This window comes from Streptomyces sp. NPDC005533 (assembly GCF_042871845.1).
Taxonomy (GTDB): domain Bacteria; phylum Actinomycetota; class Actinomycetes; order Streptomycetales; family Streptomycetaceae; genus Streptomyces.
In genome coordinates, this window is the sequence record NZ_JBIAJH010000052.1 from 26,124 (window position 1) to 38,619 (window position 12,496).

General features: G+C 75.5%; 8 protein-coding genes. 5 read left to right on the forward strand and 3 right to left on the reverse strand.

Going from position 1 to position 12,496, the window contains the following annotated elements; translation table 11 throughout:
- Nucleotides 1-113 precede the first annotated feature (113 nt).
- Nucleotides 114-716 carry a TetR/AcrR family transcriptional regulator gene (locus tag ACFYP3_RS32685; RefSeq protein WP_388840605.1) on the reverse strand — a complete coding sequence of 201 codons (603 nt, stop codon included), beginning with the start codon at nucleotides 714-716 and terminating at the stop codon, nucleotides 114-116.
- Between the two features lie 120 nt (nucleotides 717-836).
- Nucleotides 837-1,832, reverse strand: coding sequence for a trypsin-like serine peptidase (locus ACFYP3_RS32690; protein WP_388840608.1), 996 nt, complete (start codon nucleotides 1,830-1,832; stop codon nucleotides 837-839).
- A gap of 204 nt (nucleotides 1,833-2,036) precedes the next feature.
- Between ACFYP3_RS32690 and ACFYP3_RS32695 the strand changes: the two genes are divergently transcribed.
- The 5 genes from ACFYP3_RS32695 (at nucleotide 2,037) to ACFYP3_RS32715 (ending at nucleotide 11,348) form a co-directional block, all read left to right on the forward strand.
- A complete protein-coding gene (locus tag ACFYP3_RS32695; RefSeq protein WP_388840611.1) occupies nucleotides 2,037-3,068 on the forward strand; it encodes a phosphatidylinositol-specific phospholipase C domain-containing protein in 1,032 nt (343 codons plus the stop codon).
- Between the two features lie 105 nt (nucleotides 3,069-3,173).
- Nucleotides 3,174-4,436: a hypothetical protein gene (locus ACFYP3_RS32700; protein ID WP_388840613.1), complete on the forward strand. Its 1,263-nt coding sequence runs from the start codon at nucleotides 3,174-3,176 to the stop codon at nucleotides 4,434-4,436.
- On the forward strand, nucleotides 4,433-6,505 hold the full coding sequence (locus ACFYP3_RS32705; protein ID WP_388840616.1) for a hypothetical protein: 2,073 nt from the start codon (nucleotides 4,433-4,435) through the stop codon (nucleotides 6,503-6,505). Before ACFYP3_RS32700 ends, ACFYP3_RS32705 begins: the two co-directional genes overlap by 4 nt.
- A 65-nt stretch (nucleotides 6,506-6,570) precedes the next feature.
- Complete coding sequence (locus tag ACFYP3_RS32710; protein ID WP_388840618.1) at nucleotides 6,571-7,695, forward strand: AAA family ATPase; 1,125 nt, start codon at nucleotides 6,571-6,573, stop codon at nucleotides 7,693-7,695.
- The gene (locus tag ACFYP3_RS32715; protein ID WP_388840621.1) at nucleotides 7,692-11,348 is read left to right on the forward strand and encodes an SAV_2336 N-terminal domain-related protein; all 3,657 of its coding nucleotides are present in this window, start codon (nucleotides 7,692-7,694) and stop codon (nucleotides 11,346-11,348) included. Before ACFYP3_RS32710 ends, ACFYP3_RS32715 begins: the two co-directional genes overlap by 4 nt.
- A 9-nt stretch (nucleotides 11,349-11,357) precedes the next feature.
- On the opposite strand, the gene ACFYP3_RS32720 is transcribed toward ACFYP3_RS32715, so the two are convergent.
- Nucleotides 11,358-12,257 carry an ion transporter gene (locus tag ACFYP3_RS32720; RefSeq protein WP_388840624.1) on the reverse strand — a complete coding sequence of 300 codons (900 nt, stop codon included), beginning with the start codon at nucleotides 12,255-12,257 and terminating at the stop codon, nucleotides 11,358-11,360.
- Nucleotides 12,258-12,496: the final 239 nt, after the last annotated feature.

The following is a 12,496-nucleotide window of genomic DNA, read 5'->3' on the forward strand; positions in this document are numbered from 1 at the left end:
CTGGAGACTCGGCGGCATGAGCGACGACGATGCGGACAACCACCCAGAGGCCCACGCGCGTGCGGGGCTCCCGGCCATGGCTCGTGGACCCATGACGCGTGACGGGGCGGGGGTCAGGCCGGTTCGGGGCGCAGGGAACGCCAGATGTGCTCCGGGAGGTGGCGGGCGGCCTCGGTGAGGTCGATCTCGTAGGTGCTGGACAGCCAGCGGCGGGCCGCCTCGGCGAGCGGGCCCATGACCAGGACCTCGATCACGGGGGCCGGCAGCGGGGCGATCTCGCCGCGCTCCATGCGGACCCCCAGCCACTGGATGATGGCCGCGAACTTCTCCGCCTTGGCCGCGCCGATCTCCTCGGCGTGGGCCACCAGGTAGCCGGAGTAGGCGGAGGCGTGCAGGAACAGCGCGACGTCCCGGTGCTCCTGGGTGAAGGCCAGATAGGCGGCGACCCAGGAGCGCACCCCGGTGCGGGCGGTGCGGCACCGGGTGAGCGCGGCGACCATGTCGTCGCACAGCATGTCCATGCACCGGATGTAGAGCGCGGCGGCGAGGCCGTCGAAGCTGCCGAAGTGGTGGTAGAGACTGCCGAGGCTGACCCCGCTGGCCGAGACGACCGCGTTCACCGTGAAGCCCTGCTGGCCGGATTCGGCGAACACCCGCAGCGCGGTGGTCAGGAGCAGGTCGACGGTGGCTTCGCCGCGTTGTTGCTTCGGAGACATGCTGCGGTCCCGTCGGTGTGCGTGGTGCTTTCCGGAATCTGCGCCACCGAGCGTAGCAAGACCGCGGAACTGGAAGACCTTTCTAGAAAGATCCTTCGTGATGTCCCGCGGCGACGGGGGTCAGGGCCCGGTGGCGCGCTCGTACAGCGCCCGGGTGGCGTCGCCGAAGTAGACGCTGTACGAGGTCTGGTCGTCGCCGCCCCCGTCACGTCCGCCGATCACCCCGATCAGCGTGCGGCCGTCGGTCAGCAGGGGGCCGCCGCTGGTTCCGTCGGGCACGTCCGCGCAGTCCAGCCGTAGCTGCGTCGGGCCGGCGGCGAGGGCGGTGTTGCGGCACTCCAGCGGCTGCTCGGAGTAGTTCGGGTAGCCCACGATGCGGGCGGGCGCGGGCAGTTCGGGCCGGAAGGCGATGGTCTCGGCCCCGGTGACGTCCTCCAGCCGCTGCCCGGGGTAGCCGGGCCGGCGCAGCCGGAGGAAGGCGATGTCGTGGTCGGGGTCCTGGTCCTCGGTCCAGCGCGGGTCGACGTCGATCCGGGTGGGCACCCAGACGCCGAACGGGGCCACGCCGTCGCGGTAGCCGGGGACGAAGGCGAGGTTGGTGCGGAAGCCGCCGCCGTACACGCAGTGGGCGGCGGTGGCGATGAGGTCGCCGGCGGGGGAGTGGACCACGACGGCCGAGCAGTGGTGGTCGGGGTCGCGGTCGGAGCCGGGGGAGAAGAGGGCACCGATCGCGGGCTCGGCGGGGGCCGGCCGGGCCTCCAGCGGATCGGAGGGCTGCCAGCCGGTGGTCCGCCAGTTCGCCGGGGCGGCGCCCCCGGCGAAGGCCTTGCCGTCCGTCGCCCCCTCCGGGTCCTCCCGCACGATCCCGTCCAGCACGGCGCCCGCGGTCTTGTCGGCGCGTTCGGGGTCCTGCTGGTAGGTGCCCCGGGCGGGGTCCCCGTCGGCGCGGTCGGCGGCGATGCCGCGCAGCTCCCAGGCGGCGTACCCGAGGGACGCCAGGACCAGGGTGCAGAGCAGGCCGAGGAGCAGGGAGCCCCGCGCACTGCGTCCCCGCTCCCGCTCCTGCTCCCGCCCCCTTTCCCGTCCCCGCTTCCGCCCGTGCACCCTGCTGGCCATCCGCTGCTCCCACCCCACCGACACTCCGACTCCTCGTTCGATGGGGGGAACGGCGGCCCGGGTTCCGGGAACCGGACGTGTCCGTGCTCACAGCCGACCGCATTGTCGTGTGCGTGTCATTCGCGGGTCTTCTGTTGTCCACACAACCGCCCTACGCTCCACGCGACTTGAGCGGCCCCCACCTTGATCGACAGGAGCCAGGGTATGAGATTGCGGAAGCGGGCGGCAGGTGCGGTGACCGCCCTGCTGGCGGTCGTGGCCCTCGCGTCCCCGGCGGGGGCGGCCGAGGACCTCCCCTACGCGGGATCGACGGGCGTCGGCGTGCACAACGCCTACGACCAGGCCAAGTACCCCTACTTCGCGGACGCGCTCGACTCCGGCGCCGCCATGCTCGAACTCGACGTGTGGACCAACTTCTTCGGCAGCTCCTGGCGGGTCTCCCACAACAACCCCTTCGGCAACGACAACAACTGCGAGAACGCCACCACTCCGGCCCAGCTGCGCACCAAGGCCCGCAACCAGAACCTCGCCGGCTGCCTCGCCGACATCCGCAGCTGGCACGACGCCCACCCCGGCCACCGGCCGGTCGTCCTCAAGCTGGAGCTCAAGGACGGCTTCGCCGCCAACCTCGGGCGCGGCCCGGCCGACCTCGACGCGCTGCTGACCGGCAGGCTCGGCGACGCCGTCTACCGCCCCGGACAGCTCGCGGCCGGACACCCCGACCTCGACACCGCCGCCCGCGCCGGAGCCTGGCCCGGCCGCGCCGCCCTGGCCGGGAAGTTCATCGTGGAGCTGATCCCCGGCACCGTGGAGGAGGGCAACGCCTCCGACACCCTGTGGACCGACCGCGAGTACGCCACCCACCTGCGCGCCCTCGCCGCCCAGGGCCGCCTCGGCCAGGCCGCCGCCTTCCCCGCCGTGCACCGGGCCGAGCCGGGCGACCCGCGCACCCGCTACGCCGACGTGTCGCTGCGCCCCTGGTTCGTGGTCTTCGACGGGGACGCGAGCGCGTACGCGGGGGGCTCCGTCGACACCGGCTGGTACGACCGCAACCACTACCTGCTGATCGCCACCGACGCCCACGCCGTCGCCCCCGCCATCGACTCCACCCGGCCGACCGAGGCGCAGGCCCGCGACCGCGTCGCGCTCCTCGCCGGCCACCACGCCTCGATCGTCTCCGCCGACTGGTACCCGCTGCCCCGGGTCCTGGCGACGGTGGTGCCGCGCGGCCGCTGAGCCCCGCAGCCCGGGGAGCCCCGAACTCCCGGTTCCACACCCCCCGTCACCCGCGCGGCGCTATGGTGCGGGCGGGGGAGACCGTACGAGGGGGGCGGGGCGGCGATGCGTTTTCTGTTTGTCCACGGTACGGGGGTGCGGCGCGAGCGCCACGACAGGCTCTTCGCCCTGGTACGGGAGCGGCTGACGCGGAGATTCCCCGACGCCGCCGTCGAATCCTGCTACTGGGGCGACCGCTTCGGCGCGACCCTCGGCGCGGGCGGCCGCTCCGTACCCGGGCTGCGGCGGCCGGGTCCGGATGCCGAGCCCGACCCCGTGGACGCCGAGACGGCCGAGTGGGCGCTCCTGCTCGCCGACCCGCTGTGCGAGCTGCGCGTCCTCGCCGAGGCCGGCTGGGAGGGCCGGGCCGGCGCGGACGGCGACGACGTCGAGGACGACGGCTTCGCGATGCCCGGCGTCCAGCCCGCCGGGGCCCGGGTGCTCGGGCTGCTGGCCGCGGTACCACCCGCACCGCCCCGCGCCGGGGACGAACTCGGCGCACTGCTGTACGGCACCGGACTCGCCGCGGGCTTCGCCGCCGCCCTGGAGACCACCGCCCGCTCCGCCGAGGCGGCCCGGGCCGGAGCGCGCGCCGCCCACGAGCCGCAGGCGCGAGAGCTGGCCACCGCCCTCGCCCGGGCCGTGACCGCCGCCGCGCTGGCCCGCGCCGGAGCCGAGGCCGACTGCACCGGCGCCGAACGGGACCGCCTCGTCGAACTGCTCACCACCCGCTTGGGCGGCGACGCCCGGGTGCCCGGGGCCCGCGCCGCCGCCGTCCTGGGCCGGCTCGCCCTGCGGGTCACCACCCAGCCCCTGCTCAACGCCTGGCGCGGCTCGCTCACCGTCGGCGCCACGCCCGCGCTCGGCGACATCCTGCGCTACCAGGCCCGCGGCCACGACCTGCGCACGTTCCTGCACGCCCGGATCGCCGCCGACCCGGCGCCGACCGTACTCATCGGCCACAGCCTCGGCGGGATCGCCCTGGTGGACCTCCTCGCCCTCGCCGCCGCCCGCGGCGAAGCCGTCCCCGGGGCCGAACTGCTCGTCACCGTCGGCTCCCAGGCCCCCTTCCTCTACGAGCTCGGCGCGCTGACCGCGCTCGAACCCGGCGCGAAACTCCCGTACGGCTTCCCGCGCTGGCTCAACGTCTACGACCGCCAGGACGTGCTCTCCTACCTCGCCGGGCCGGTCTTCCCCGGCGACCCGCGCGTCAGCGACCACGAGGTCGGCAGCCGCCAGCCCTTCCCGGCCTGCCACAGCGCCTACTGGAAACAGGACTCCCTCTACGAGCGCATCGAACAGGCGGTGGCCGAGGCGGAGATCGGGTGACTCACGCCGACTTCCTGCCCCCGGCCCTCGGGCCGCGGCGCACCTTCGCGCTCGTCGCCGGGGTCGAGCGCTACGAGGTCAGCCACCACTGGAACCTGCGCGGCCCGGCCCGCGACGCCCTGCGCTTCGCCCGCTGGCTGACCGGTCCCGCCGAAGTGCCCGCCGGCAACGTCCGGCTGCTGCTGTCCCCGCTCGACGCGCCGGACGACCTCGACTGGACGGACACGCCGGCCATGGCCGCCCTGCGGACCGCGCACCGCCCGGCCACCGAGGAGAACGTGAAGGCGGTGCTGCTCGACGAACTCCCGCAGTGCGACGGCGACCTGCTGTGGATCTTCTGGGCCGGCCACGGCTACCTCGGCCCGCGGCAGGAGCTGATGCTGCCCTGCGCCGACGCCAGCCGCGGCCAGATCAGGCACCTCAACCTCGACTCGGCGCTGCGCTGGTGGCGGACCGACCTGGTCAAACCGCGCCGCTTCCCGCTCCAGGCCGCACTCGTGGACTCCTGCCGGGTCGACGCGCCCCGCGACGCCCGGTGGAACTTCGGCACCACCGACTACGGCGGCGGCAGTTCGGTGCCGGGCCGCCGCCAGTTCCGCCTCTACGCCTCCCGGGAGGGCGAGGCCGCGCAGAACGACGCCGAGCGCGGGGCCGGCCGCTTCACCGAGGCCCTGCTCGGCGAGATCGGGCACCGGTCCCTGCGGGAGAGTGTCAGCGGGCTGCCCGGCGCCGCCCTCAGCATCCACCGCTCCTTCCAGGAACTGCGCGAGCGCGGCGAGGGCTGGCAGCTGCCGCAGTTCGTGGTGGACCGGGACTGGGACGCGTGCTCCTTCCTCGACGAGGGGCCGCCCGGGCCCCGGCCGCAGCGCGCCGCCCGGCTGGACCAGCCCGCCTGGGACGGGCTCGGCGAGCTGTTCGAAGGCCGCGAACTGCCGCGCAGCGCGCACGAGGCCTACACCTGGGCGTTCAAGGTGGCCGACTGCACCACCCCGGTGCGCGGCGGCCTGCCGGGGGACAGCCTCCTGGAGGTGGTCCAGGACCTCGACGAGCGCCAGGGCGGGCGCGGCGGAATGCCGCTGGCCGTGCCCTTCGTACGGTTCCTCGCGGACCGGGCCGCCAAGGCCGGCGACGGGGCCTGGGCGGCCCGGCTGACGGACTGGGTGCACGCCACCCGCGAGCGCCTCGGCCTGCCCGCGGTGCCCCAGCCCCCGCCCGCGCCGCACAGGACCGTCGTGCACGTACGGCTGGAGGCGCCGCCGGACGGCGGCCCCGGCCATCACGCCCGGATGTGGCTGCGCGGCGAACGGACCCAGCAGATATGGGAGTCCGAGGGCGCACCGGTCCGGCTGGAGGCCGTACGGGAGGAACTCGTCCGGCAACTGGCCCTCATCGGGGCGATGTCGGACGGCAGCGGGGAGGTCGGCCGGCGGACGTACCGGGCGGTGGACCGCATCGAGTTCCACGTGCCCTACGAGCTGCTGGACGCCGACTTCGACCAGTGGCCGGTGCCCCGCGGCCCGCGGGGCCGGCCCCACGCCCTCGGCCGGCTCCACCAGGTGGTGGTGCGCTGCCCGCAGGAGCGGGCGGACACGCGGGCCGAATGGCACGCCTCCTGGCGGTGGCTGTGCGCCCAGGGCGGCCGGCACCCCGACGCCGTCCGGGTGGTGGCGGACGCCGAGGTCACGGACGCGCTCGGGTGGGAACTGGCCGACGGGCCCGCGCCCGCCTGCGTCCTGGCGCACACGACGACGGCGCCGCACGACGGGCTGCTGGAAGCCGTACTCGAAGGCGGGGTCCCGGTGGCCGTGTGGCGGCGCGGCGGCGGCGCACCGGAGCCCGCGCTCCTCGACCTGCTCGCACCGGCCGGGCCGGACGGCCGGCCCGACCCCGGCGCGCTCGACGTACTGGCACTGCCCGCACGCGTGCGGGAGGTGCGCCGGGCGGCCGCGCGCGCCCCCGGCGCGGCCGCGGACGCCGCGAGCCCCCCTCAACCCGCGCCTGGGGGAGACCAGTTGGTGCTCCTGTGGGACGATCCCGACGACGTGCCGGGCCTCCGGTCCCTGGCCTGACCCCCGACCACCGGCCCCGACCCCCGACCCCCGACCCCCGACCCCGACAGACCGCGACACGCACGATGGAGGCAGAGGCAGTGGCGAAGGACTGGTGGCTGTACCACGGGAGCGGCCCCGGCGAGGACCGGCGCGCGCGACTGGAAGCCGGATCCCCGCCACCCTGGCGGGACTTCACCGGCACCCCCGACCCGGGATACGAGCCACCCGGATGCGAGGGACCCGCCTGGGAGCGCACCAAGCGGCGCGGCATGGGCTACGTACCCGACGAGGCGGAGAAGGACGTCGTCAACACCGCCCTGTACCTGCGCCGGCCGCTGCTCGTCACCGGGAAACCGGGCGTCGGCAAGTCCACGCTCGCCGCCGGCATCGCCACGGACCTGGGCCTGGGCCCCGTACTGCACTGGCCGATCACCAGCCGGACCGTGCTGCGGGACGGGCTGTACCTGTACGACGCCATCGGGCGCCTCCAGGAGGCCGGACTGGAACAGCTGCGCCCGCCGGGCGCGGACCCCGCGCGCGCCGCCGGGGCGCCCGGCGCGGCGGCCGTACCGCCCCCGCCGGACCCCGCCGCAGCACCGGCGTCCGCCCCCGCCGCCCCGTCGATCTCCCGCTACCTGCGCCTCGGACCGCTCGGCACCGCTCTGCTGCCGCAGGACCGGCCCCGCGTCCTGCTCGTCGACGAGATCGACAAGAGCGACATCGACCTGCCCGGCGACCTCCTCACCGTCTTCGAGGACGGCGGCTTCCTCATCCCCGAACTCGCCCGCCTCGCCCAGGAGGACCCCACCGTCGCCATCGGCACCGACGACGACCCCGAGGCCACCGTGCGGATCACGCAGGGCCGCGTCCAGTGCCGGTACTTCCCCGTCGTCGTCCTCACCAGCAACGGCGAGCGCGACTTCCCGCCCGCCTTCCTGCGGCGCTGCGTCCGCCTCCACCTGGAGGCGCCCGGACCTGAGAAGCTCGCCCGCATCGTGCGCCGCCGGCTGGGCGTCGACATCGAGGCCGGCGAGGAGTACCAGGACCTCGTCCAGAGCTTCCTCGACCGCGGCGAGGACGGGGACCTCGCCACCGACCAGCTCCTCAACGCCATCCAACTGCGCCTCGCGGGCGCCTGGTCCGCCCCCGGCGACCGCGACCGCTTCCTCGCCACCGTGATGCAGCACCTGACCGGGCCCACGGCGTGATCGAGGGGCTGCTCGCCGCGTTCGCCGAGGGCGCCGTCGACGGCGCCCCCCGCACCGGCGTCGGCGTGGAGGAGATCGCCGACATCCTGTGGCTGGCGGCCCGGGTGGACCCGGCCGGGACCCGCCCGCCCGGCGCGCCCGCCGACGATCCGACGGCCGGGCAGCCGCCGGCCCCCGAACCGGCCCCGCCCGAGGCCGGTGCCGACACCCTCCCGCCGTCCGAGCCCGACCGCCCGGACGGGGGCACGCCCGCCGTCCAGCTCTTCCCGGCCGCCCCGCCCGGTCCCGCCGGAAAACCGGCCGACACCGCCGCGGGCCGCCGGGGTTCGCCCGTACGGCTGCCCCGCGCCGCCTCCCTCGACGATCCGCTCGCCCTGATGCGCTCCCTGCGCCCCGTCGGCCGGCGTTCCATCGGCGGCCCCGGGGAGGAACTGGACGAACAGCTCACCGTCGAGCGCAGCATCGAGCGGATGATGCCGACCCCGGTCCTGCGGCCCGCCGAGAGCCGCTGGCTGGACCTGGCGCTGGTCGTCGACACGCACCACTCGATGCTGCTGTGGTCGGACCTCGTGGACGAACTGCGCTCCGTCCTGACCCGCAGCGGGGTCTTCCGCGACGTACGGACCTGGCAGCTGACCGGCACCGGACCCGGCGCCACCCCGATGCTCACGCGCGGCCGCGGCGGCCCGCCCCGCAACCCGCTGGAACTGGCCGACCCCGCGGGCCGCCGGCTGATCCTCGTACTCTCCGACACCGTGGCGGGCGGCTGGCGGGGGGCAGCCGTGCAGGGCGTGCTCCGGCACTGGTGCGCGCACAACGCCGTGGCCGTCCTGAACGTCCTGCCCGAGCGGCTCTGGACCCGCGGCGCCGTCCGGCCCGTCCCCTTCGCCGTCCGCGCGGACCGGCCGGCGGCCGCCACCCGCTCCTGGCAGCAGGTCCCGACCACCCGGCGGTCCGGCGCCGGCCGCCGCCGCGCCGCCGCTGCCGCCGCCGCGGCGGCCGTCGTCCCCGTGGTCGGCATCGCCCCGGGCAGCCTGGCCCGGCTGGTGCGGGTGGTCTCCGGCGACGGCCGGTGGCGGCGGCTGGCCTGCCTGCGGCTGGACGCCGAGCCCGGAGCCACGGGCACCCCGGAGGATCCCGCCCCCGCCGGCGCCCGCAGCCCGCTGGAGGTGGTGGAACGCTTCCGGGCGAGCGCCTCCCCGACCGCGCAGCAGCTCGCCGCCCACCTGGCCGCCGTGCCGCTGACCCTGCCGGTGATGACGCTGGTGCGGCGCTCCCTGCTGCGGGACTCGGAACACGGCCACCTCGCGGAGGTCGCCCTCGGCGGGCTCTTCGCCCCCTGGGGCGCCGAACAGGCCACCGAAGACGCGGAGTTCGACTTCCTGCCCGGGGTGCGCGAGGCCCTGCTCGGCTCGCAGCTGCGCGGGGACGTGGCCGCCGTACGGGAGCTCGTGCGCCGCCGCGTCTGGGAGTTCGTGTCCCGCAACCGGCGACCCGCACCGGACTTCACCGCGGTCCGGGTCACCCCGGGCGGGACCGGCCGCCGCACCGTGGCCGACGAGGCCCTGCCCTTCGCGGCCGGGCCCCCGCACGAGCCGGGCCTGCGGGACCGGGTCGTACGCGTCCGCTACGACGCCATGCCGGAGCCCCAGGAGGTCGGCACCCTGCTGGCACCACGGCTGGTCCTCACGGTCGGCGACGCCCCGCTCTCCCGGCGCACCGTCGCCTGGGTACGGGCCGGCGCCCGGGAGGTCTCCTGCCGCCCGGTGTGGTGGGACGACGCACTGCCCCGGGTCTCCCTGCTGCTGGCCGACGAGGACCTGGAGGACCGGGCGGCCCGGCCGGAGCCGCTGCCCTGGGCGGAAGCCGAAGCCGAAGCGGAAACGGAGGCCGGGGCGGACGCCGGGACCGCGCGGGTCCGCGTCGACGGCCGTACGGACCGGGGGGAATCCGTCGCGCTGACGGGCGAGGTGGTCCCGAACGACGGCGCCCGCAACGGCGAGCTCGTCCGGCTCTCCGCCGAGCCCGAGAGCTGGACGCACTACCGCGGCGGCCCGGTCTCCCACGCCGGTGAACTGCTCGGCGTCGTGCACGGGGTCTGGCCGGACCGCATGGTGTTCCTGTCGGGCCGCGCGCTGCGCGAACTCCCCGGCTTCCGCGAGGCCATGGCCGAGCACGGGCGGGCCCACCCGGCGGAGGACTCCGGCGTGTGCCTGGCGGTGCTGCCCGGTGGCGACGGCGCGTACCCCGTCGGAAGCTCCCCGGAAGCCGAGGTGAGAGACCTCATGGCGCAGCTCGCGGGGGACGCGGGCGTCACCCTCCGGCTGGTCGGCGCCCGGGACGGCGCGGCGGCACTCGTGCTGCTGGAGGCGCCGGGGGCCATCGGCAAGGCGGGCCGGCTGCTGTCCGAACTGCCGCGGACCATGGCCCTGTTCGCCGGCCGCAGGACGGAGGGCGGGCCCTTCTCCCTCCGCGTGGCCCTGGCCGCCGGGCCCATGGAAGGCCTCCAGGAGGGGAGCCCCGTCAGCGCCTGGCCGCCCGCGTCCGAGGCCGTCCGGGTCCTGCGGAGGGTGGACCGGACCGGGTCGACGACGGGACCCCTCGTCGTGGCCCTGTCCCACCCCGTGTACGAGGAACTGCGCGAGCTGGTCGCTCCCGCGGTGCTGCGCACCCTCGTGCCGATCGGCGGCGCGGGCGAGGGCTGGCGGTGCACCGCGGACCCCGTCGCCCTGGGCCTCGCGCTGACGGAGGCCGGTGAGCTCCAGGGCGAGGGCGTCGACTGGCCGGTCTGCGGCCGCCGTTCCGTCCGGTCCCTCCCCACCCCGTGCACGGGGATCCGGCTGCCCGGCTACGACCGGTGCCTGGCCCATCTGGAGAGCGCGGAGCAGCGGGCCTACCTCGGGACGCTCGGGCCGGGGTCGGCCCTGGACCTGCGCGGCACCACCTTCGAGGGCGGACTGCTCCAGGAGGTCCTGGAGGCGGTGCGGCAGCCGAGTTCGCGGCGCGTCAGGCTCGGCCCGGCCGACTTCGACCGGGCCCACTTCGTGGACGACTGGAACACGGTGGACGCCGAGTTCTCGGGGCGCGCCTCCTTCTCCCGGGCCACCTTCGCGGGCCGGGCCATGTTCGTGCGCACCGCCGTCGCGGGGCGGGCCTCCTTCACCGGCGCGGTGTTCCACGGCGTCGCCGTCTTCGACCGGAGCCTCTTCCAGCGGGTGGGTACGTTCCGCCGTACGGTCTTCCGCGGCTCGGTGGAGTTCACGGACACCGAGTTCATCGAAGGGGTCTCCTTCGGCCAGGCCGCGCTGGAGTCCGCGGCCGACCTGAACGGGATGCGGGTGACCGGGACCGCGGACTTCTCCCGCACCGTCTTCAGCGGTCCGGCCGGGCTGAGCGGCGCCGACTTCGCCGGGCCGGCCTCCTTCGCGTCCGCCACGTGGGAACGCGGGCTGGTCTGCGGCGGCGCCGCGTTCCACGGACCGGTCGACTTCGCACACGCGGTCTTCCACGGCCGGGTCCGCTTCGAGGGCGTGCGCTTCGAAGCGAACCCGGACGCCGTGCCCCCCTTCACCGACGAGCCCGGGCGCTGGGCGGTCCACCGGCGTCTGGACGGCACGTGGGACATCCGCCTCCCCGACCCCGCGGACGGGTGACCCGGCGCCTCACGGCCCGCTGTGCGAGGCCTCCAGCCGGCGCGTCGGGCGGCCGTCCACCGCGCCGAGGGTCGCCTCGATCTCGTCCAGGGCGCGGCGGGCCGTCGCGATGCGGTCCCGTACGTCCGTGTCGGTCGGCGGCGGCCCCGGCTGCTTGCGGTCGCGGTTGGCCGCGTCCTCGATCTCGCGCGCCTCGTCGAGGGAGTTGAGGACCACCCCGATGAGGACGTTCACCAGCACGAAGGAGGCGAGCAGCGCGTAGGACGCGTAGTAGATGATGCTGAGCCGGGAGATCCGCAACCCCGCCCGGACGGCGTCGGTCAGGCCGTCGAGGGTGGTCAGCAGGAACAGCGTGAGCATCGCGCGACCCACCGAACCGTAGTGCTGCGGGTCGGAGTCGGCGAAGCAGACCCAGCCGACCATGGCGTACACGTACAGCACCAGCGCGCCGACGAACAGGAAGCTGGCGGTCCCCGGCAGGCTGCGGCCCACGGCGATCAGCAGGATGCGCAGGTGCGGCAGGAAGCGCGCGGTCCGCAGGACGCGGGCCAGCCGCAGCAGCCGCAGCAGGGTGCTGTTCTCCCGTACGAGCGGGACGAAGGCCGAGGCCACGACCGCGAGGTCGAAGAGGTTCCACGGGTCGCGGAAGAATGCTTTCGGCCGGTCCGCGCACGCGCCGACGCGCAGCAGCATCTCCAGGCTGAACAGGGCGAGGCAGCAGTTCTCCGCGCCCTCCAGCAGCCGCCGGTGGTCCGCGGCGAGCCCGCTGTACGTCTCCACGCCCATCAGGGCGGCGTTGAGCAGGATCGCGCAGAAGACGACCAACCCGAAGGCGGGGGCCTCCGTGGCCACCCGGCATCGGGCTGCCAGCTTCATCCGGCCGCGTCCGACCGGCTTCGGGTCTCTCATCGTGCTCCTCGTACTCTCGTCTGCACCGCGGGCGAACGGCGGCCCACCTCTCTAACGCCCCACAGCCGATCGGGTTTCATCATTTTGCGCACGCCAACGCGCCCACTCGTGCGGGTTGTCCGCCCATCCGGTCCCGGAACGTCGGGGGGGGGTGTCTCTATGTCCTTCGTCAAGGATGTGGTGCCGGGTATGGGGCTGTTTGGGATGGTCACGCGGCGAGGGTGATGGTGGGGGTTCTG